Origin of the sequence: Aliiglaciecola sp. 3_MG-2023 (assembly GCF_030548205.1) — a bacterium.
Classification (GTDB): domain Bacteria; phylum Pseudomonadota; class Gammaproteobacteria; order Enterobacterales; family Alteromonadaceae; genus Aliiglaciecola.
Genome location: NZ_JAUORV010000013.1, coordinates 57,661 through 80,766, shown reverse-complemented (window position 1 = coordinate 80,766; position 23,106 = coordinate 57,661). Strand labels below are relative to the sequence as shown.

Genomic DNA, 23,106 nt, shown 5'->3' with positions numbered 1-23,106 from the left:
ATGTTAAGCAGTGGTATTGATGGGTGGAGCCACCTTATTCATCAGTTCCACGGATTTTTGGACGCCTTCTTTTGAATAGCCTTCGGATTCCAATTCAGTTAGCAAGTCTTGCAAACGTGAAGCTGTGGTTTGGTCTTTTGTATCTTCTGCGATAGAAGACAGCATGCTTTTGAATGAGTCAAAATTGACTTCCTTTTGACTATCTTTTTCTCCATATAAGCCTATTTCACCATCCATTTTCGCCATCATTTGCGTCATTTTTTGTTCGCGTTCTTGAATGGCTTTATCGTGTTCTTGCTGGCTTAAATTACCATCGCTGTTTGCGTCCATGTTACTGAACATATCAGCAGATTTAGTACTTTCCACCCCTTGTGCTGATAACGCCTCCATAAACTCGGTGGCACTGACTACGCCATCTTCGTTCGTGTCTGCAACATCAAATTGTTGTTGGGGTTTCTCTTTTTCGCGGGCAGCTGGATCTATTCCGCCGCCTATGGACATCATACTCATGGTTAGCTCCGGTTGGTAAAGTTCAACTAGTTACTAAGCATTTTTAATTCCAGTTTATGTAAGTATTGTGTAAAGGTGGTATTTTTGTTTTAACTGTATGAAAAGTATGTATTTTATTTACTCTTTAGCCGGATTAAAGCAAGCTAAAGAGTACTTTTTTCCATTAAATTGAGGGTTATTCCGGCATGTTTTTGCCTATTTGCTAGACGCATCTATGGGGGGCAGGAAATGTGCTGCCAGCCCAGTCGTTTTGCCTGCCAATGATAGTGATGAGAAAAGCGGTCGGCAATGATAGTGAATAAAACCTTATTCTTTGGGTGTGAACTTTAAGTTATTGAATTAAAAGGTTCCTATCTTTAATTCTATATTGCTATTACTACTAAAGTACCCCTTAGATTAACCCATTAGACAATAGGTTAACAGCACACATCTGGCCTACCATTGTTAACTAAACGTTAATGAGTAAAATAAGGCAGTTGAATATGCAACCATGGATAGTCGCTATTTCGGGAGGGATCATTAGCTTTTCCGCAATTGCGGAACAGCCCGGGCCTGAGATCATCGAAAAGTTGGTTATTACAGGGGTATCACCATTAGCAGTGCAGAATGTTGGCAGTATCTATTCGGTAAATCAGGTGCTAACCAGTGAAGATTTATCACCACAGCATGGGGCGTCCTTAGCTCGTTTACTCGATGCTCAACTTTTTAGCGTGTCCATTAATGATGTGACTAACAATCCCTTTCAACCTGATGTGCAATATCGTGGGTTTACCGCTTCACCTTTATTAGGTTTGCCCCAAGGATTGTCAGTCTATTTAAATGGAACCCGTTTTAACGAGCCATTTGGTGATACGGTTAATTGGGATTTACTGCCCACTTCTGCCCTTGAGCAAGTTTCCCTTGTCGCTGGTGCGAATCCATTATTTGGACAAAATACGCTAGGCGGAGCACTGGTTTTACAATCTAAGAATGGTTTTACCTTTGAACAGAATAAAATAAGTCTGCAAGGCGGTGACTATGGTCAGCAAGGGATTAATTTTGAGTCTGGCGGTAATAACGATACCTGGGCCTATTATCTGAACGTTAATACTTACCAGGAAGATGGCTGGCGTGACTATTCTGATAGTGACATTAAACAACTTTTTTCAACAATCAGTTACCAAGGAGACAGCCATCAAGCCGAGTTAACACTTGCAGCCAGTGATAATCGTTTAATTGGTAATGGTGCCATTCCCGTAGAGCTTATTCCTTACGAAGGTAGAGATGCGATCTTTACGCGTCCGGATCAAACCGAAACTGCCTTGCGTTTTGTTGGCCTAAAAAACCAATGGGCCCTGTCCGAAGAAACTAACTTAGTGGTTAACCTTTATTATCGAGAGAACGAAATCGTGACTTACAACGGTGACGATAGTGATTACGAAGAGTGTGATGTAGGTTTTGGAGAAACCCTGTGTGTTGAGGATGAAGATGCGGAACTTGCCGAATCAGATGACGATTTTGATGGGGATGAGGAGAGTGACGCTGATGAAGGTGAGGAAGAAGAAGAGTTTGAAACCGATGACGCCGTACACTTTGTGAATTATGCTGCCCTCACCCCCCTTGAAGATATCTCTGCTTATGATGCCGATGTTATTGATGGCACAGCGAATACCAGCCTTACCAAGAATCGTTCTTACGGGGTCAGTACAGAGTTAAGCGGTAAGCTTGAGTCAGCCAATTTATCACATCATTGGATTGTGGGTATGGGTGTTGATGTGGCATCAATTGATTTTAGTAGTGATACTGAATTTGCCTTGTTAAACAACGACACCGTGCAAGATAGCCGAGATGTAATGGGAATTGGTGTTTATGATCTCGATTCTAAAGTCCGTTTATCCACGGATGTGCAGCATCTTCACCTGTTTGTGAGTGATAATATTGAATTAAATCAAGATTGGTCTGTGCAATTATCTGGACGTTATAATCGTTCAGACATCGATATGGTTGATGGCGTTGAAACTGGACCTGGTTCGTTAAATGGTGAGCATCAGTTTAATCACTTCAATCCTTCGGTAGGGGTTCACTATCAAACCGACGGCTTTTCTTTTTATACTAGCTATAGTCAATCTTCTCGGACACCTAGCCCCGCTGAATTAAGTTGTGCTGATGAGGATGATCCTTGTAAATTACCTAACGGGTTTGTGGCAGATCCTCCCTTGGAGCAAGTGGTTACTAACACTATTGAGGTGGGGGCTAAATGGCAATATCAACAAACCCTATTAAGTGCAGCCATCTATCGCAGTGATAGTAAAGACGATATTATTTTTCAGCAAGCAGGTGACAGACCCTCCGTTGGCTATTTTGTGAATGTTGATAAAACCCGTCGCCAAGGGATTGAATTTGGCCTTGCTCACAGCATTAATAAATTAGATATTAATGCCCAGTTAAGCTATTTACAGGCTACCTTCGAATCATCCTTCATGTCTTTTAGCCCGCAAAATCCTCTAGGACCAAACAGACAAGTAAGTCCTGGAGATAAGATACCTGGTCAACCTTCAACCCAGGGTAGTGTTTCTTTTGATTATGCATTGAGCGATGCACTAGCCTTAAATGCAGATATAAGCTATGCCTCTAGTCAATATTTTCGAGGGGATGAAGCCAATGAAAACCGTCAACTTTCAGGCTATACAATTGTAAATTTAGCGGCCAGTTATGCATTTGATAATGGCATTAATTTGGCTCTTCGCTTGGAAAATGCTTTTGATAAGGAGTTTGAGACTTTTGGTACTTATGGGGAAGCTGATGAAGTGTTAGGTGATCTATACCCTGATATTGAATCCCCAGAATTTATTGGTCCCGGTCAACCTAGAACCTTACGTGTGTTCGCATCTTACGCGTTTTAAGTCAGTTACAAGACTCGCCAAAATGAAAACGCTGTTATTTTAAAGAGTTAAACTGCGTTTAATAGGGTTCAGTCATTGTTTATTTACGATGACTGAACCTTTTTATAGGTTATTTTTTACAAGTCAGTGTCATTAACAGAAATCGTTCGTGATAACATATTGCCTTCTTTCCCCTGTAGTCTGGGGTCACATATTCTGATACAAAGGTCATTCATCACAGTGCGATTTTTCTATTCTTATAAATATTCATTGCTCTTTATTCCTACGTTGTTTTCGTTAAGTGCATTTCATGCCATTGCCGATTCCACAAAGCAAAGGACCGGTAATTTAACACCAGCAGCTGTGCAACAAACTCAGAACGAAACTATGCAGGCAGATCATGAAGGTGACGAACACGAACATGGACACGAAGATGAAGTAGAAACCATCACGGTTTCCTCTACACGGGTTGGCCGCAACGTGACCGATGAACCTGTTCGAATTGAAGTGATAAACCAAGAAGAGTTACAAGAAAAAGCCATGATGCGACCTGGTAACATATCCATGCTGGTGGCGGAAACCGGTGGGGTTCGTGTACAAACCACTTCTCCTGCATTGGGCAGTGCGAATATTCGACTACAAGGTTTGTTTGGTCGCTATACTCAGTTGCTAAATGATGGCTTAGCCCTGTATGGAGGCCAAGCTGCGTCCATTGGTTTGCTGCAAATTCCGCCCACTGATTTGGCGCGAGTAGAAATTATTAAAGGTTCGGCATCGTCTCTATATGGGGGCTCAGCCATGGGGGGAGTCATTAACCTTGTTTCTCGTAAACCTTCTGATGAAGCTCAAGGAGAAGTACTGGTTAATGTTACCTCCAGAGACGGACAAGACTTAACCACTTATTTAGCTGCTCCGCTAAATGATTCGCTGGGGGTATCTTTGACCGCTGGGGGTCATCACCAAAGTACCCAAGATTTTGATGGGGATGGATGGATTGATATGGCTGGTTATGAACGTTATACCGCTCGACCTCGTCTATTTTGGGAGGGGGAAAGTGGCGCAACCTTGTATGCCACTGTGGGTTATATGACGGAAAATCGTCAAGGTGGCACCCTTGAAGGCTATACCTTACCCGATGGTGGTTTTTTTCAGCAAACCCAAGACAGTGAGCGCATTGATAGTGGCATTATTGCCACTGGCCCCTTGGGAGATGTTTTAACTTGGAATGTACGCGGCTCGGCCATGGTGCAAAACCATGATAAACAGTTTGCCGAAGATATAGATGAAGATCGCCACGAAAGTTATTTAGTAGAAAGCACCCTGTCTGGTTATACGGACAAATCTCAATGGGTCGTCGGTGTCGCTATGCAGTCAGATAATTTTGCTTCAGAGTATTATCCTGAGTTTGATTATACCTTTGATGTACCAGGTATATTTGCACAGGCGGATTATGAATTAAACGAGCATTTATCGACTTCGTTAAGTATGCGTTTAGATGATCACAGTGAGTATGGCAGCCAATTAAGCCCTCGTGTCTCCTTATTATATCGCCCACAAGACTGGACTGTTAGAGCTTCTTATGGTCGTGGCTATTTCGCACCTACCCCCTTTGTAGAAGAAATAGAAGCAGCGGGTCTGTCCCACTTAGCACCGTTGGAAAATATCCAAGAAGAAACGGCAGTCACTTCGTCTCTGGATATTGGACGTCAATTTGAATACATTGAAGCTAATGTGACGTTTTTCGCCTCAAATGTTGAGCATGTTACCGAATTAGAAGCTTATGCGTCAGAAATGGATGGCCCCCTTGATCGTGTCCGCTTGGTAAATACTGAAGGGGAGTCGCGTATTTACGGTTCAGAATTAATGCTGCGCTATAAGTGGGAAGACTTTAAGGTGACCGCCAGTTATTTGTTCTTAGATGCAACCGAATACAATGCAACCAGCGACAGTCGTCAAGATATTAAGTTGACCCCTAAACATTCGGCTGGACTTGTTGCCATGTGGGAGCAGCACGGCAAAGGGCGAGTGGGTTTTGAAGCCTACTATACTGGAACTCAACGATTGAGTGGCAATCCTTACCGTTCTGCTAGTAAACCTTACTGGCACCTTGGTTTATTGGGTGAAATCACCCTAGGTCAGTACAGTTGGTTTATTAATGCAGAGAATTTACTTGATGTTCGTCAAACAAAAGAAGACCCGTTAGTGCTACCAATGCGCGCTCCAGATGGTCAATGGACCACGGATATTTGGTCTCGCAATGATGGTTTTACCGTAAATGCCGGTATGAGAATGCGCTTTTAATTTTTCGTTATTCAACTTCGAGCAAACCGTTTATTGGGCATGAAGAATCATACTTATGTATGCTATGTTATTGATTAAACGCCAATAAAATCGTTTTCTTTTGTTCGTAATTACTTAAAATAGCAACTTGTGAACATAGCGCTATGATACTGGTAAATTAATAGATTATCGAAAAGGAGCTTAACATTGAACGGAAAAAGTACAGGATTTACATTAATAGAATTGGTCATTGTTATAGTGATCCTAGGAATTCTTGCTGCAGTTGCAGCTCCAAGGTTTATTAATTTAGGTACAGATGCTCGTTTAGCTGCTTTGGACGGATTAGAAGGCGCAATGCGCTCAGCATCAGAATTAGTCCATTATAAAGCGACCATTGAACAAAAAACCGATTGTGACACAGACCCGACCATTGATTTAGGTAGTGATTCTATCACGCTGCGATGCGGATATGCTTGCCCGCATCCAAGTGGTATTGCCAATGCACTCGAAGTTGATGATGACTTTACCTGGGTTGGGGGAAACTGCAGCGGACAGTTAGGTAATATTGATGTGCAGTTCAGTTCTGCACCTGATCCTAGCAACTGCAAAATTCGCTACGTATCTGCTAGAGAAAATAGAGAGCCGACGTTTACCCAAACAACCACAGGTTGCTAGAGCAACTATATTCATTAGTGGGTTGCGAATTAGGTAACACCAAAAAGCCCGAAATGTTCGGGCTTTTTGGTGTCTGTCAATTTACCGCTGCTAAGTAGAGTTAGTGCAGTTTTAACTTAGGGCCAACAATGTTTCTGACTTTGCGGAAAAATAAGATAAATATCCCTTTAAACCAGCCATGTATGGCAAATAAATGCATGTTATATAAAGAAATGTAAACCAATTTGGCTAATCGCCCTTCAATAAACATACTGCTGTTAGACAGTGCCCCCATCAAATTACCCACAGTGCTATATTTACTCAAATGCACCAAAGAACCATAGTCCTTGTATACATACTTCTGGCCTGGTTTATGGTTAAACTCATTAATAATGTTAGTTGCCGCTGTGCTAGCCATTTGGTGGGCAGATTGAGCCCGCGGCGGCACCCAACGCCCATCTTCTTGTTGAAATCCGCAACAATCACCAATGGCATACACGTTTTCATCTATGGTACTTTTTAGATACGGCGTGACCAAAATTTGATTAGCACGGTTGGTTTCAAAAATGCCCAGTTGAGTAATAAAATCTGGAGCTTTTACCCCCGCAGACCAGACCATTAAATCTGCCTCAATTAGCTCATCATCGCTGGTAACAAATCCCTCTTTTTTCGCCGCAGTTACCTTGGTGCCTTCCAACACTTTTATGCCTAGCTTGGTTAAAGCCTGACGAGCTGAGTTGGTGATTTTTTCCGGTAACGCGGGAAGGATACGTTCCCCAGCTTCAATAATGGTCACGGTTAATTTGTCGGCAGACATTTCCGGCATGCCATAAGCTCTGGCAAGGTTGGCCACATGATGCAATTGTGCTGCTAATTCAGTCCCCGTTGCTCCTCCTCCCACAATAGCTACATGCAAGGGTTTACTGTCGACCCCTTTTTGATTGATCCGCAAAAGTTGATTAAGCAATGCTTTATGAAAACTTTCAGCTTGAGCCAGTGAATCAAGGAAGTAACAGTGGTCGGCTACCCCTGGTGTGCCAAAATCATTGCATACACTGCCAATGGCAAGCACTAAAGTGTCGTACTTTAAGGTGCGTTTAGGCAAGATAAGTTGGTCATTTTCGTCGAACAAAGGAGCAAGTTCAATTTGCTTGTTTTGGTTATCTATGTGGCACATATTGCCCAGTTGAAACTGGTATTTATTGGCAACCGCGTGAATGCGATAGTTAATCCCATCTGAGTTCTTATCAATGACGCCAGCTGCGACTTCGTGTAACAGTGGTTTCCATACATGATTCTGGCTTTTATCAACCAGAATTATTTCTGCTTTGTTTTTTCGTCCTAGTTTCTGACTAAGGCGTTTGACTATTTCTAGGCCGCCAGCGCCTCCTCCTACAACAATTATTTTTTTCATTTAGGTTCTCCAATCATTCCAGATAGGACATTTAGGTTGTAAAAGGCTTATCTTGAAAGACTAGTGTAATTTAAAACTTTAGGGCAGTTATACTGCCCTAAAGTGAATGTCGTCAGCGTGAATTGTTATAAATACTCGCTTCCATTGTTGACTACCAGGTGTAATCCACTGACACCATCATATTTCTCGGTCTACCTGGAAAATAGCGATCTCCACCAAAGCTGGTGTAGTCGGCTCTTTCTGCGTAGTTGCTATCCGTAAGATTGTTGATTCTAGCAAATACAGTTAACGCCTCAGTGACTTGCATCGACGCTCTGAGGTTCAATACATCGTGCCCATCATAGCGGTGTAAATTTTCTGGATCCGTGTAGTAACTGCCCATATGCTCCCATTCTAACTCAGTTCTGGTTGAACTATTAATATTCCAACCAAGACGAGTATTGGCGATGGTTTTTGGCGCGGTATCAATATAGTTACCGTTGATATCAATATCGCTAAGAATTTGACTGTAGGAATAAGTATGCTTGGCATAACTTGCCGCCATCTTTAAATCCCAATTTTCAGCGATCTGATACTGTAATTCTAGCTCAACACCACGATGTCTTGATTCGCCATCGTTGACATTGTAATAGTCGCTATCCCGAAAGATGAAGTTGTCTTTATCCATGTTGTAAATGGATACCACGTAACTCAGGCCTTCAAATTGGCCTTTTACGCCAACCTCAGCATTAGTGACCGTTTCAGAGTCCAAATCAGCGACTTCTTGTTCTCGCTGCAGGCGGTATAATTCAGTTGCTTGGGGAGCGCGATAGCCTTTGGATAGATTTGCATAAAATTGCGTGTTTTCAGAAAACTGATAACCAATACCCAGTTTCGGGGAAGTATTACTATAGCTGTTTTCAGACGACGGAGGACGACTGTAACGGCAACCGCCAAAACCACATTCAGTACCATCATCCCGTGTGCGACCGCTTAGCATATTGTTGGTGTAATCATAATTCATATGTTCGTAGCGCAGACCAAAAGACACTAACCATTTGTCTTGTTGCCAGTCCAATGAAACAAAAGGCGCGTACAAGGTCGCATCAACGTCGTAGTCATAGTGCATTCCAATGGGTACCGTCTCTGTTAAAAACGCAGATCCTTCCGTCTCAGCGTCTTGATATTGGCGCATACTGCCTTCCGATTGCTCTGCATCTAAGCCTATGCTGACGGTGAGGTTTTCCGTTGCAGTGTGTTTCCACATAGATTGCACACCAAAACCATCTTGATCATTTTCTTCCATCGGTGTGCCAGGTAAAAAATGCATTAAAAACGACATATTTTGATTACGTATATAAGGGGTTATTGAGAGCACATCTTGGTCGGTTAAATTCCATAGGGCATTTGACCATAATCTCAAAGATTTGGCCTTTCTAAAGGCTTCAGGGTTTTCATTCGCCTGAGCTAAGTCTTCATCTTTGTAACTTTCAAAACCAGTTATATAGCCTGCCGTTTCCTGATCTAAATTGGTGTAGGTCAGTCCGGTGGTAAAGGTAACGTTATCAGCTTCATAGCGGTGGCGAAGGTTAACCTTTTCCTGATCAACACTTTCTTCATCTCGATACCCGGAATCTCGGGTGATACTAGCATTGATACCAATGCCCGAATTGCCAAAGTCAGCCCCCTGACGAAATTTGTATCGGTTATAGCCAAAGGAGCCGTAATCGATGCCAATTAGTCCTGCGTCCACAGTGGTATCAGGGGTAATAACATTAATTACACCGTGTACTGCATTAGAGCCATAAAATGCTGAGCCAGGCCCTTTTATCACATCTATGCTTTGCGCCATTTCGCTGTGGGCTTCAAATAGTTCGTTAATATTACAGAAGCCTGCTGCTCGTAAGGGTATGCCATCTTCAGCGGTAAGAATGCCTCCGCAAGCGCCTGAACCTGACATTACTTGAGAGCGCAAAGCGGGTAGGTATTCTTGTCCATTTCCTCGCTGCACCCCGGCACCTGCTATAAAGCTAAGAGCTTCTTCGATATGGGTAGATGCTAATAATCCAAGGGTTTGTTCGTCAATGGTACTCACTACATAAGGTAAGTTGGCAGTGTTAGTTGCGACACGAGTGGCTGTGGTGGTGATTCGTTCGATCCCATCGGGTGATTCTTGGGCGATAACTGATAACGGCAATAGGCAGGTGAATACACCTATGTGAGCAAGTCGAACAGATTTACTTAAGGGAGTAAGTGACGATACTTGCTGAAGGGTTTTAGTTAGAGAAATCATATGAATACAGCCTTCTTAGTCATAATTTGGGAACGCAGTTTGACACTTACAGAGTTACAAATCTAGGTTCATTTTAGTATCTAAATAGTATGTTGCTTTTATGTTAATTAGTAGTTCGGTTAGCTGCACTTTACGCACTGTTTTTATACGACTTTACAGTCCTAAGAGAACTACTTCCATCGGCTACTACTTTGGAACTAGATCTTTAGTGCCTTTATTTTTGAAGACTAAAGTGCAACACAAAGAGACCAATCGACGAGTTTCTAAATTGTCTTTAGCAGCCAATACTAAATCAACAAAAAAAGTGCATCGGCAACGTATCGATGCATAGGGCTGGAGTGACCCGGGATAGATAGTTCATGTTGCTCTCCCAATAATACTAACAATCATACAGGGTACACATGAGCATGAATAAATTTACATTAACAAAAGTGAGTTTGGCCGTTTTAGGCTTAGTTAGCGGCTGTGCTTCAGCAGCTGTCACCATTTACGATGACCCCGAGGTGGCAAGTGTCTCGGTGGATGCATCATTCAATACTTTTTACGTGTCTAGTAGCACGGATAACGACATCACGGGAATAGATCGTGATCAATCTCGAGTCAAAATGGGTTTTCTTCCTAACTATGTTGGAATGAATTTTAGTAAAGAAATAGATGGAGTGAAGATCGGTGGCCGCTCTTCTTTTTGGGTCACCATAAATGATAGTAATACCGGCGTAACGTCAACGGGCATCGATGTTCGTCAATTTTATGCCACCTTGGATTTTGACTGGGGGCAAGTGCTAATAGGGAAAGATTTCACACTATTTAATCGTTCTAATATCTTTCTAGATGAAATCCTTCAGGGGTATGGCAACGTTAATGACACTCTGGGTCTTATCGATGGTCAAGGGGTTTCATTTGGCAATATTGGTACAGGTTATACCTACCCAATGCCTACGGCACAAATCACCTATCGTTCACCGGAATTTGCTGGTGGTTTTAAATTAGCCATTGGCTTAATCGATCCGGCAAACACCTCAACCGATACCGGAGCTGGTCGCTCTAGTGAAGAAAGCACTCCTCGAATTGAAGGCGAATTAACCTACACCAGTAAGTTTGATGACGGAATGTTTAATGCGTTTGTTGGTTTCCTTTCGCAAACCACTGAAAGCGACATTCAAGGTGACGTGGACTCCACAGGGTATTCCTATGGTGCAAAGGTTAACGTTGGCGGCTTCGCCCTAAATGCTTCTGGATTCACAGGCGAGGCCATTGGGCTTTTGTTGGGTCCCACAGATAATGCTTTGGGTTTACAAAATCTACTTTATGAAAATGGCGACGAGGTGGATAGCAGTGGTTATCTGGTACAAGGCTCCTATAAAACCGGTGCCAACCGATTTGTCTTGTCCTATGGCAATACTGAAGTTGAGACCGAAGTGCCGTGGGAAATGGATGGTGCTCAGGCTGCTTGGTTCTATAGCTATAACAGCGCAGTAACCTTTGTGGTGGAGTATGACTTAAACGAAATTTCAATTGGTGACGCCAGCGAAGAAGTTAAATCTATTGCCTTGGGTGCCATTGTGAACTTTTAAGTTTTTAACTTTCAATTTTTGCCCTAAATTTTAGGGCAAAAATTATTTTCCGGCAGCCGGTGCCGGTGTGACTTCCAACCTCATTTTGGGGAGGGAGATACAAAGTCCGGCAAACTGGTAACGCTTTTACAAATATGAACACCGGAGTAAATAAAATGATATATGCAAATCCTGGAAGTGAAAATTCACTGGTAACCTTTAAACAACAGTATGGTAATTACATTGGTGGCGAATGGGTCGCACCGGTGAAGGGGCAATATTTTGATAATGTGTCCCCCGTTAACAACGAAGTATTTTGTTCGGTTCCGCGTTCAAGCGTGGAAGATATTGACTTAGCATTAGATGCAGCCCACAAAGCAAAAGATGCATGGGGTAAAACCTCTGCAACAGACCGTTCAAATATACTATTAAAAATTGCAGATCGTATTGAGCAAAACCTCGAAATGCTCGCCGTGGCAGAAACATGGGATAACGGTAAAGCCGTTCGAGAAACCTTAAATGCAGATATTCCATTGTGTGTTGACCACTTCCGCTATTTTGCTGGCTGCTTGCGCGCGCAAGAAGGCAACATGAGTGAAATTGATGAGAAAACCATTGCTTATCATTTCCATGAGCCTTTAGGTGTGGTTGGCCAAATTATCCCATGGAACTTCCCGATACTCATGGCCGCTTGGAAGTTGAGCCCAGCCTTGGCTGCAGGTAACTGTGTGGTAATGAAACCCGCAGAGCAAACTCCCGCTTCAATATTAGTGTTAATGGAGTTAATAGGCGACTTACTACCGCCAGGCGTGCTTAACATTGTAAACGGTTTTGGTAAAGAAGCGGGTGAAGCTTTAGCCACAAGTAAACGTATTGCTAAAATTGCCTTTACCGGTTCAACACCCGTTGGTTCACATATTCTAAAATGTGCAGCGGAAAACATTATTCCTTCTACCGTTGAGTTAGGCGGTAAGTCTCCTAATATCTATTTTGAAGATGTTATGAGTCATGAAGATGAATATCTGAGCAAGTGTGTTGAAGGAACGGTTTTAGCGTTCTTCAACCAAGGTGAAGTGTGTACCTGTCCTTCTCGCGCACTGATCCAAGAATCTATCTATGATGATTTCATTTCGCTTGTCGTTGCCCGTACACAACAAATCAAACGCGGTAACCCATTAGATACCGACACCCAAGTCGGGGCTCAAGCTTCAGAACAGCAATATGACAAAATTCTAAGCTACCTCGATATTGGTAAAAAAGAAGGTGCCGAAGTGCTTATTGGTGGCGGACCGGCGATGGTGGAAGGCTTCAGCAAAGGTTTTTATGTTGAACCTACTCTACTCAAAGGTCGCAATGATATGCGTGTGTTCCAAGAAGAAATTTTTGGACCAGTTGTAGGTGTGACTACTTTTAAAGATGAAGCAGAAGCACTGGCCATTGCCAACAACTCTGAATTTGGTTTAGGCGCAGGTTTGTGGACTCGTGACATGAACCGTTCATACCGTATGGGACGTGCGATACAAGCCGGTCGTGTATGGACGAACTGTTATCATGCTTATCCTGCTCACGCTGCTTTTGGTGGTTATAAAAAATCAGGTGTAGGTCGTGAAAACCATAAAATGGCGTTAGGTCATTATCAGCAAACCAAGAATTTATTGGTGAGCTACGACACCAACCCATTGGGCTTTTTCTAAAAGCGTTGCCTTGTAAAAGGCGTAAGTCTGGTTTCCACACATTGTGTGGAAACCTTTTTCGCTTTTGCCATTGGATAGCATGAAGAAGAACCATCTTGCCATTCATAAAAACGGAGTGTGTATGCGAATTTCAACCTTTTTAGTCGTGTTTTTGTGGTTATTATTTGGCGCAGTCGCTCAGGCTAATGACACCATTCGTGTTGGGGTTTTGAAATATGGCACCCTTAATTGGGAGATGGATGTTTTAGAAAAATTACAATTAGCAAAACACTACAACCTTAAGATTGAACGCATCCCCTTGGGTTCTCCACAGGCATTATTAGTTGCCTTACAGGGTGGGTCGGTGGATGTGATTCTTAATGATTGGTTATGGGTAGCACGCCAAAAAGAAGCTGCTCGGGATTTCTATTTTTACCCTTATTCCACAGCGGCTGGAGCCCTGGTAACCCATCCTCAGGCAAAGATTAAAACTCTGGCTGATTTACGCGGCAAAACCATCGGTATTGCGGGGGGCAATACTAATAAAAACTGGGTTTTGTATCGCGCTTTTTTAAAACAACAAGCTAATTTAGATCTGGCTCAAGATCTAAAGGTAAAATTTGCTGCCCCGCCAATGCTTAACGCGTTGCTGAGCAAAGGTGATTTAGATGCAGTAGTTAACTTTTGGCACTATGCCGCCCAATTAAACGCGCAGGGTATGACGTCTTTAGTCACTATGCCCGAGGTATTAGAGGCGCTGAAAGTAGAGGGCCAGGTTCCGGTTTTGGGATGGGTATTTAAACAACAATGGGCCGATGATAATAAGGGGGCTATTAATCGTTTCTTGAGTATGTCAGCCCAAGCACGTCAACGTATGAAGCTGGACGACGATATCTGGTCACAGATCCCAACCTTAACCCAAAAATATCCCGCCCATGTGCAGCCTTTTCTAATTGACGGTTATCGACAAGGCATTCCTGATGCCCTTGCTGAAGCCCAGAAAATACAAATAGATTCACTCTTTCAACTGATTAAGGCCAATGACAGTCAACAAGTATTGACGGGCAATTTGGGAGGCTTACCAGATGATATCTTCTGGCGTCACAGCGATGTTAGATAAAAACATTCAGCCAAAGCAAACAAAAAGTCGTGGTAGCAACACAAGTACACTTATTCGTATTGCATCTTTGTTGCTGTTATTGGCTATCTGGCAATTAAGTGTATGGCTTTTTGCAGTGCAAATGCTGCCGTCGCCAACGGCGGTTTTTAACGCCCTTATTGACCACATTGCGTCAAATGAATTGCCCTATCATTTGGGCGTAACTCTGCAACGGGTGGCGTTTAGCTTTACTATAGCAATGCTACTTGGCTCGGCAATCGGCTTGCTAATGGGCTATTTCAAAAAGGTTGATAATTGGTTCGATAGCTTACTTACTTTAGGGTTAAATATCCCAGCATTAGTGACGATCATTTTGTGTTTTATGTGGTTCGGGTTAAATGAATTTTCTGCAGTGTTAGCAGTTATTTTGAACAAAGCGCCTAATGTTGCTGTCACTTTACGTGAGGGAGCAAAAGCCATCGATAAAAGTCTGATGGAGGTAGCGAAAGTCTATCAATTACCCTGGCAGCGAACTTTAACAAAAGTTTATCTACCACAACTTTATCCGTATTTTTTAGCCGCAGCGAGAACGGGGTTAGCGCTAGTTTGGAAAATTGTCTTAGTCGTCGAATTAGTGGGGTGTAGCGACGGTGTTGGTTTTCAACTGGGTAACTTTTTTCAGTTTTTCGATATTACTAGTATCTTGGCATATACCTTTGCCTTTGCTGCAATTATTTACACCATTGAAGGCCTCGTTTTAAGGCCTTGGGAACGCAAAGTAACAAGGTGGCGAAAATGCTAACTATTGATATCCAAAACAAAAGCTTTGATTCTGACGTCAGTATTATTAAAAACCTTCATTTTTCGGTAGATAAAAACGAAATTGTAGCTCTAATTGGACCATCGGGGGCAGGTAAAAGTACATTGCTTAACCTCATTGCTGGTCTTGATGAAGAATTTGAAGGCACGATTACAAGTGCAAGTTGTGCAACCCATAATATTGGTTTGATGTTTCAAGAAGCACGGCTAATGCCCTGGTTAACGGTATTGGAAAATGTGCTATTGGTAGCAGAAGGTCGAAAAGATAAACAGAAGGCAAAGCAAGATGCCTTAGACATTCTCAAGTTGGTTGGAATGGAAAGTCACGAGCATGCTTATCCGAAACAATTATCAGGCGGTATGACTAAACGTGTTGCTCTAGCTAGGGCATTTATGTTTAACCCTGAAGTGTTACTTATGGATGAACCTTTTGCTTCCTTAGACGCGCCTTCTGCAGAACAATTAAGACAGAAGTTACTCATTCTTCAACAACAAATGAGCTCTAGTATTTTATATGTGACCCATGATTTAACAGAGGCCGTGGCCATAGCTGATAGGATCATATTTTTAACTGAAAAACCGATGACCGTTATCGAGCAAAGAGAGGTATCTCTTCCTCGACCACGGTATTTACACGATCCTGAGGTAAGCGAAATTTGTCAATTTTTTTACCGACAATTTCCAGATTTACTATGCTCACATGAAAATAGTGCTAAATGCATGTGAAACATGATGGCTATTGTTGTTAAGCAATTGTGAAAGAGATAATATTCCTCCATACCTCAGGAGGAAACATGGGCACTCAAAACCTACATTTAAATGTGGTGGAAAAATCTATCCCAGGCGTAGTAAAAGCCGGTTCGGAACATACCGATCCTGTGCTTGCTGCCCAGGAAATTTATACTGCGATTGCGTCATGCAAACCTACGTGCGTGGTGTTTTATTGTGGGGTTAATTATTCACAAGCTGAACTCTCTAAAGAGTTAACTAGGTACTTTTCAGATACTGTCGTAATAGGCTGTACCTCGGCAGGTGAAATTACCCCGTTGGGCTATCGTAAACACAGTATTAGCGCGTTTGCATTGAGTAGTAGTGAATTTGCTGTTGAGTCCATATTAATTGAAGATTTGGCCACCTTTAATGTATCTGAATCGGACGTTTTAGTTGGTAATATGATGGATAACTTGCGGAAAAAAGCCGTGTCTCCCCATCCTATTGAAAAGCAGTGTTTTGCTTTATCGCTACTAGATGGTTTGTCGGTTCGTGAAGAGTTAGTGATAAATGCATTAAGTTTAAGTTTGCAAGATATCCCCATTGTGGGTGGTTCAGCAGGCGATGATCAGAACTTTCTGAATACTCAAGTTTATTACAATGGCCAATTTTACAGCAATGCTGCGGTAATCATGCTAGTGAATACAATTTGTGAGTTTGAAGTGTTTAGTCAGCACCATTTAGCGCCGGAAAACGAGAAGTTAGTGGTTACTCAGGTTGCGCCTAACTCCCGGGTGGTTCATGAGTTCAATGCCGAACCAGCAGCATTAGAATATTGTAGGATAAATGGTTTAAAGCTCGAAGATTTAAATTCTAAAACCTTTGCTATGTATCCTTTGGCGGTGCAATTTGGTGAACAACTTTACATTCGCAGTATTCAAAAAGTGAATGATGATCTGAGCTTAACGTTTTTCTGTGCCATAGATTCAGGTGTTGTATTAACCAAAATGATGTCGCCTGGGTTGTTACCCCATACATCGCTTATATTTAATTTACTAAAAGAATCAGTAGGTGAAATGCAACTGGTTATTGGATTTGATTGTATTCACCGACGTATAGAAATAGAACACCATGATATTGCCGAACAAATGTCTGTTATGTATCGAAAGAACAATGTAATCGGCTTTAGTACCTATGGCGAACAAATTAACGGATTGCACCTGAATCATACTTTTACGGGTGTTGCTATTGGATATCCCTATGACCCGAACCAACCTAGCCTCATCAAAAAACAGTGATCTAACTGGCAAAGTTGATCATCACAGAAATGAGTTAGAACAACTGCGTTATGAGAACCAAAAACTTAGCAAAATAAACAATGTTTTGATGCGCCGAGTAGAGATGGGATGGGGTAACCACAGTGACGCATATCAATCCTTTGAAGATGCCGCACTTCTGGCAGATAAAGTAAAAGAACGAACCCAAAAACTTCAACAAACACTTCACCGTCTAGAAGAATCAAATCAAAAATTAGAGCAAGCACGCTTAGATGCTGAACGAAATAGACAAGCGTCAGATCAAGCTCGGCAACGGCTGAATGATGCTATCGAAAGTATTTCTGATTCCTTTGCTTTATTTGATGCAGATCGAAAAATGGTGATGGTAAATAGTCGTTGTGGTCAATTCTGGCGTAAACACAATATTAATTTTGAAATTGGTAAAACGACCTTTCAGGAAATCACTGCCGCATCTTTACCCTATGTAGACATGCAAGCTAAAGCACAAAAAACCGTGGGAATGTACCCTGACCCTATTACTCATACCATTTTTAAACTAAAGGATGGTACTTGGATACAAATGTCCGAGCGCAAAACCTCCGAAGGTGATTTGGTGGTGATTTATACCGACATCACCAACATTAAGCAAAGCGAAGAATTACGCTATGAAAAAGCCATGGCGGAGCAAGCCCAGGTACTTAAATCTACCCTAGAAAACATGTCTCAAGGCATCGCTTTGGTGAATGCAAAGGGCAATATCGAGACTTGGAATAAACGTTTTCTACAATTAGCAGGGATACAAAAAAGTAAAATAACTCGCGGTGATAATTATCTTGAACTACTTCAAGGCAGTGAGTTGGATGAGTCACTCTCCGAAAGTGAATTGCCTAGTATGTTATTATCGCAAGGCGATTTTGAGGCTGAAAAAACCTTACAAAGCGGTAAAGTTATTTTAATCAAACGTCACTTAATTACGAGTGGTGGGTACCTTAACAGTTATACCGATATAACAGAGCGCAGCCTCAATCAACAGGCGCTGCAAGAAAGTGAACAGCGTATTCGGTTAATCACTGATGCTATGCCAGCACTAATATCTTATGTAAATAAAGACATGTGTTACGAGTTCGTGAATCGTGAATTTGAAAAGTGGTTCCATCGTTCTCGCTCAGAAATTATTAGCCACCACCTTAATGAGGTGTTAGGCGAAGAAGAGTTCAACAAACTCTATATTTATATTGAGAGAGCCATGCAAGGGCAATCAGTGAATTTTGAACTTGAGCACCGGCATGATGGTGGAAATCCACGTATTTCAAACAAGACATTCATTCCCCATTTTGATCAAGATCGTAACGTCATTGGTTTTTTCACCTTAGAACAAGATGTGACTGAACAGCGCAGAACGGCTAAAGCACTGCGTCATGCTTACGACTACATGGAACAGCGAGTTAATCAACGTACTCAAAAAATATCAGAAATTAATCTGCAATTACGTCAAGAAATAGAAGACCGGCAGCTAGCTGAAAAAAGTTTAATTGCCGCAAAAAGCGAAGCAGACCGCGCCAATGAGTCTAAAAGTAAATTCCTTGCAGCCACTAGCCATGATTTATTGCAGCCGATGAATTCTTCGCGCTTGTTTGTGGCCGCTCTGAATGAACTTAGCTTAAGTGATGATGCCCAAAAACTACTTAGTTCATTAAGTTATTCTTTGGAAAACCTTGAGTCATTAATCAGTGCCTTAGTGGATATTTCAAAACTTGAAGCCGGTCTTATTGAGCCGGTATTGGAAGATTTTTCGGTAAATGATTTACTGAATAATTTGGCCAGTGAATTTACTAAGCAAACAGAATCAAAGAATTTGCGTTTTAGATTTAGTGGCTCAACCAGTGTGGTTCGCTCAGATCCCTATTTGTTAGCTCGGATTTTACGTAATTTATTAAGTAACGCAGTACGTTATACCAATGAAGGTTCAATACTGCTAGGAGTGCGCAGACGCAAATCCGCTCTGGAAATACAGGTGTGTGATACTGGTATTGGTATTCCAGATGATAAGTTAGTGGAAATATTCCATGAGTTTAATCGTATTGATGGTAAAAAGCGCCGACATGATCAGGGGTTGGGATTAGGGCTTGCCATTGTGGAAAAGTTGGCCGGTGTTATGAATCATCGTATTTCTGTAACTTCTACTGAAGGGCAAGGGTCCAAATTTAGTATTTTCATTCCCTATGGCAGCAAAACTGCTCAAGATTTATCCGTCAATCAAGTTACGGCTCGAGACAGGTTTAATAGCCATTTAGACGCAGCCAATATTTTGATTATTGATAACGATATGGAAATTTGTTCTGGTATGGAGACCCTGTTACAAGGCTGGGGGTGTGAAGTAACTAGCGTTCAAACATTAGCTCAATTGCAGGACCACAATTGGTTACGCGCATTGGCGCCAGAATTAATTATTGCTGACTTCCATCTTGATAATGGTGAAACCGGTTTTGACGCGTTAAAGATCACCGAACACGTATTGGGTAAATCAGTTCCGGTCATTATGATCACTGCCAACTATACCAATGAACTGCGCCAACAAGTTAGGGAAAAAGGTTACTCGCTACTGAATAAGCCCGTAAAACCTCACAAAATGAAGTTGGCAATTTCTAATTTGTTATCTAACAAACAGTCCAGCTAGCCTGAGCAGTCCATTGTTACAATGGGAGTCTTAGGTGAGCTGGGTTGGATGTCATAATCTAGTGTTAGCGAATTAGATATTGGTTGAAATCAATGTTTGCGGCACACAGGGCGGCTTGAATTCGGTTATGCACATTGAGTTTATTTAATATTGCCGACACATGGGCTTTTACTGTGGTTTCGGCAATATTTAGTTCGTAAGCAATTTGCTTATTGGATTTGCCCTTAGTAATGCATTCAAATACCAATAATTGTCGTCTTGTCAGCGCGCCAATTAATTTGGGATCGATTTGTTGTGTCGCGATGTCTTTTTTCGGTGAACTCACCGAGCCATTGCGAATAATATCTGGCGGTAAATAGACCTGTCCCGATAGTACTTGCTCAATGGCTGCTACAATTTGCTCACAGCTTGAGGATTTGGTTATAAAGCCCACAGCACCATAGGTAAAAGATTGCAAAACGATACTTTTATCTTCTTCTGCTGAAACGATGACAATTGGAATTTCGGGGTATAAATTGCGGAATCTTACTATTCCATTTAATCCATCCATGCCAGGCATATTAAGATCAAGCAGAACCAGGTCAATATTTGGATTTTCTTCGGCTTGAACAAGAGCCTCTTCCAAATCAGTACAAGTGATGGTTGTGGTATCAGCAATATTGCGCTCTACAAAATCGGTTATTGCATAGCGAAACAATGGATGATCATCAGCTACTAATATTTCTACCATAACAAACACCCTAGTTTAAGTTTAACACTTACTTTACAAGATTTTGGCGTGCACTGTCGAGTCATATCTTAGTTCTCCCTTTTTGCATACTTCGTTTAGGATCGTAGCCCCATATGGCAAGGGAGCTCAGTACAATTGCTGTTACTAAGGTTATTGTCATCGCATTGACGTTAGCGGTTTCATATAAGGCGAATCGAATTAACTCTACGCCGTGGGTAAAGGGATTATATTGGGAAATCCAATATAATACTTCATTTGATTCACGCATTTTCCAAAGTGGGTAAAGAGCGGAAGATAAGAAAAACATGGGAAATACCACGAAATTCATGACTCCTGCGAAGTTTTCAAGTTGTTTAATTCGTGAGGATAAAAATAATCCCAGAGCGCCCAACATTAACGCGGTTAACAATAATGCAGGAAAGGCCAGCAAGTAGCCCATTAATGTCATTTTAATGCCCAGCAACCAGGCGATGGCAAAAAACACATAGACTTGGATAATTGAAATACAGGCACCAGCAAGAAGCTTGCAAATGAGCAAGAATGGCCTTGGCATTGGACTGGTCAGTAACACTTTCATGCTGCCCATTTCGCGGTCATACACCATAGACAACGAACTTTGCAAACCGTTAAAAAGTAAAATGATGCCGGCTAATCCAGGCACTATATACACATCATAAGTAATATAAGTTTGATAAGGCGGAATAATTGCGATGCCAAGTGCTGCGCGGAAACCAGCTGCAAATACCACTAACCACAACAATGGCCTTACAATAGCGCTTACCAACCTGGCTTTTTGTTGTAAAAAACGCAACATTTCTCGCTTAATTATTCCGTTAAAGCAGTACCAGTATTTGATCATGATATTCGCCCTTCTGTCATCCTTTGGTACAAAGTCGCCACATCTTTACACCCGTGTTCGCTGAGCGCTTGTTGACAGGGAGCATCTAGGCGTACTTTTCCTTGATGTAAAATAATTAAATTATCCTTCGGGTTAATTTCATCAATTTGATGGGTGGAGGACAACACCGTGATTTTTTCATCTACACAGAGTTGTCGAATGTACTCATTGATGCTTTGTCGTGTCGCGATATCTAAACCAACACTGGCTTCATCAAGTAACAATAGTGCAGGTTGGTGCAGCAACGCACGGGCAATTTCTACTCTGCGACGATGACCACCATTTAGGGTTCTGACTTTTTCGTGTTGCCTGTCTTGCAGCTCGAACCGGCTCAATTCAACCTGAATACGTTGTAAGGCAATACGCCGTTTTATTCCATGAAGACTGGCATGATACAACAGGTTCTGGGCAACGCTTAAATCAAGATCCAGGGTACTCTGTTGAAATACGATGCCCAATGATTGCATTACATTACTGGGGGATTTATTGAGGGATTTACCTTGTAGGGTAATTTCACCGTTTTCGGTACTCAATAACCGGCAAATAAGCGAAAATAAGGTACTTTTGCCTGCCCCATTTGGACCTAAAAGGGCGTAGAAGTTACCTGGTGTGAGGGTTAAGTTAACCGCTTCAAGTACATTCTTTTGTTGATAGCGATAGTGTAAATCGGTTACCTGTAACACTGGGCTGTTTGAGTCATTTTTCATTGGATAGCAACTCACGGCTTCACCGCGATACCCCAGGGATAACGGCCTACGCGAATTGTTTTGATGACGTCCAACTTGTTGACATCTATGACGGAAACATCACCACTGACACCATTAGTGGTTAATAGCAGTGACTGGTCTTTAGCGAAGGCAAGCTGCCACACCCGTCTGCCAACCAAAAGGTAGTCCAATACCTCAAAACTCTGTGCATCCACAACAGCTACGTGGTTTGATGGGCCTAAGGCAACGAAGGCATATTTACCGTCGTCGGTGAGTTTTATACCAACTGGCTGGACACGGTCTTTATGCACGCCTTTGACTTGGAAGCGAATGGTATTCAGTATATTTCTGCTCTCTACATCAACTACAGTGACAGTGCCACCAATTTCAGATGAGGCCCATAACTGTTTTCCGTCCCGGGTAAATTCTACGTGGCGAGGCCTTTGGTCTACTAATGTGTTGTCTACTAATTGAAAGCTGCTGGTATCTATCCAATGCAACATATTAGTGGTTTCAGTGGTATTTATTGCCCATTTTCCATCTGGACTGATGGCCATTCCTTCAGGCTCAACTCCCACATCAATTTGAGCCAAAACGGTACGAAGTTTTGTGTCGACTACGGTAACAATGGCGTCGTCTTCATTGGCGATATATAGATGCCGGTCATTTTTATGTAGCGCAAATTGTTCAGGGTCTTCGCCAGAAGGAAGGTTGTGGATAATACGGTTGCTTGCCACTTCCAGTACTTGTACTGCATCTGATTCACTGGCGCAGATATACAAGTGTGAATAGTCTTTATTGAAGATAATACCCCGAGGACGCATGCCAACCTCAATGGTCTCCACAACTTCTAATTTATCTAAGTCAATAATGGATATAGTGTCGTCCTTTTCATTTGAAACATAAGCTGTCTCAGCAAAGGTTGGAGCGACATTGATGAGCAGGAGTGACAACAACAGAAAATTTTTCAT

At 42.1% G+C, this 23,106-nt stretch carries 17 protein-coding genes; 10 read left to right on the top strand and 7 right to left on the bottom strand.

Features of this window, described 5'->3' with window-relative positions:
* Positions 1 to 3: 3 nt before the first annotated feature.
* Positions 4 to 510, bottom strand: a complete 507-nt coding sequence (locus Q4574_RS15005) for an EF-hand domain-containing protein (RefSeq protein ID WP_303474966.1) — start codon at positions 508 to 510, stop codon at positions 4 to 6.
* Positions 511 to 992: 482 nt separating this feature from the next.
* Here Q4574_RS15005 and Q4574_RS15000 point away from each other — a divergent pair, with 482 nt between their 5' ends.
* From Q4574_RS15000 to Q4574_RS14990, 3 genes are all read left to right on the top strand, one after another.
* Complete coding sequence (locus Q4574_RS15000; RefSeq protein WP_303474965.1) at positions 993 to 3,392, top strand: TonB-dependent receptor; 2,400 nt, start codon at positions 993 to 995, stop codon at positions 3,390 to 3,392.
* Between the two features lie 219 nt (positions 3,393 to 3,611).
* On the top strand, positions 3,612 to 5,672 hold the full coding sequence (locus Q4574_RS14995; RefSeq protein ID WP_303474964.1) for a TonB-dependent siderophore receptor: 2,061 nt from the start codon (positions 3,612 to 3,614) through the stop codon (positions 5,670 to 5,672).
* Positions 5,673 to 5,858: 186 nt separating this feature from the next.
* On the top strand, positions 5,859 to 6,326 hold the full coding sequence (locus tag Q4574_RS14990) for a Tfp pilus assembly protein FimT/FimU (RefSeq protein WP_303474963.1): 468 nt from the start codon (positions 5,859 to 5,861) through the stop codon (positions 6,324 to 6,326).
* Between the two features lie 100 nt (positions 6,327 to 6,426).
* Here the strand turns inward: Q4574_RS14990 and Q4574_RS14985 are convergent, their stop codons facing one another.
* Positions 6,427 to 7,719: an NAD(P)/FAD-dependent oxidoreductase gene (locus tag Q4574_RS14985; protein ID WP_303474962.1), complete on the bottom strand. Its 1,293-nt coding sequence runs from the start codon at positions 7,717 to 7,719 to the stop codon at positions 6,427 to 6,429.
* A 151-nt stretch (positions 7,720 to 7,870) separates the two neighbouring features.
* Positions 7,871 to 9,991 (bottom strand): TonB-dependent receptor, encoded by a 2,121-nt coding sequence (locus Q4574_RS14980; protein ID WP_303474961.1) that lies wholly within the window; start codon positions 9,989 to 9,991, stop codon positions 7,871 to 7,873.
* Positions 9,992 to 10,398: 407 nt separating this feature from the next.
* On the opposite strand from Q4574_RS14980, the gene Q4574_RS14975 reads away from it, so the two are divergent.
* The 7 genes from Q4574_RS14975 to Q4574_RS14945 all read left to right on the top strand — a co-directional run bounded on the left by Q4574_RS14975 (position 10,399) and on the right by Q4574_RS14945 (position 19,800).
* Entirely contained in the window at positions 10,399 to 11,565 is a 1,167-nt protein-coding gene (locus Q4574_RS14975; RefSeq protein WP_303474960.1) for a porin, read from the top strand.
* Between the two features lie 155 nt (positions 11,566 to 11,720).
* Positions 11,721 to 13,238 (top strand): aldehyde dehydrogenase family protein, encoded by a 1,518-nt coding sequence (locus tag Q4574_RS14970; RefSeq protein ID WP_303474959.1) that lies wholly within the window; start codon positions 11,721 to 11,723, stop codon positions 13,236 to 13,238.
* Positions 13,239 to 13,359: 121 nt separating this feature from the next.
* Positions 13,360 to 14,337: an ABC transporter substrate-binding protein gene (locus Q4574_RS14965; protein ID WP_303474958.1), complete on the top strand. Its 978-nt coding sequence runs from the start codon at positions 13,360 to 13,362 to the stop codon at positions 14,335 to 14,337.
* Positions 14,303 to 15,118, top strand: a complete 816-nt coding sequence (locus Q4574_RS14960; protein ID WP_303474957.1) for an ABC transporter permease — start codon at positions 14,303 to 14,305, stop codon at positions 15,116 to 15,118. Before Q4574_RS14965 ends, Q4574_RS14960 begins: the two co-directional genes overlap by 35 nt.
* Positions 15,112 to 15,861, top strand: coding sequence for an ABC transporter ATP-binding protein (locus Q4574_RS14955; RefSeq protein ID WP_303474956.1), 750 nt, complete (start codon positions 15,112 to 15,114; stop codon positions 15,859 to 15,861). Before Q4574_RS14960 ends, Q4574_RS14955 begins: the two co-directional genes overlap by 7 nt.
* A gap of 68 nt (positions 15,862 to 15,929) precedes the next feature.
* On the top strand, positions 15,930 to 17,144 hold the full coding sequence (gene nosP / locus Q4574_RS14950) for a nitric oxide-sensing protein NosP (protein ID WP_303474955.1): 1,215 nt from the start codon (positions 15,930 to 15,932) through the stop codon (positions 17,142 to 17,144).
* Positions 17,107 to 19,800: a NahK/ErcS family hybrid sensor histidine kinase/response regulator gene (locus Q4574_RS14945; RefSeq protein WP_303474954.1), complete on the top strand. Its 2,694-nt coding sequence runs from the start codon at positions 17,107 to 17,109 to the stop codon at positions 19,798 to 19,800. The genes nosP and Q4574_RS14945 overlap by 38 nt, the downstream gene beginning before the upstream one ends.
* A gap of 64 nt (positions 19,801 to 19,864) precedes the next feature.
* Here Q4574_RS14945 and Q4574_RS14940 read toward each other — a convergent pair whose 3' ends face one another.
* The 4 genes from Q4574_RS14940 to Q4574_RS14925 form a co-directional block, all read right to left on the bottom strand.
* Complete coding sequence (locus tag Q4574_RS14940) at positions 19,865 to 20,530, bottom strand: response regulator transcription factor (protein WP_303474953.1); 666 nt, start codon at positions 20,528 to 20,530, stop codon at positions 19,865 to 19,867.
* Positions 20,531 to 20,591: 61 nt separating this feature from the next.
* On the bottom strand, positions 20,592 to 21,389 hold the full coding sequence (locus tag Q4574_RS14935) for an ABC transporter permease (RefSeq protein ID WP_303474952.1): 798 nt from the start codon (positions 21,387 to 21,389) through the stop codon (positions 20,592 to 20,594).
* Positions 21,386 to 22,135, bottom strand: a complete 750-nt coding sequence (locus Q4574_RS14930) for an ATP-binding cassette domain-containing protein (RefSeq protein ID WP_303474951.1) — start codon at positions 22,133 to 22,135, stop codon at positions 21,386 to 21,388. Before Q4574_RS14930 ends, Q4574_RS14935 begins: the two co-directional genes overlap by 4 nt.
* An 11-nt stretch (positions 22,136 to 22,146) precedes the next feature.
* Positions 22,147 to 23,106 (bottom strand): YVTN family beta-propeller repeat protein, encoded by a 960-nt coding sequence (locus tag Q4574_RS14925; RefSeq protein WP_303474950.1) that lies wholly within the window; start codon positions 23,104 to 23,106, stop codon positions 22,147 to 22,149.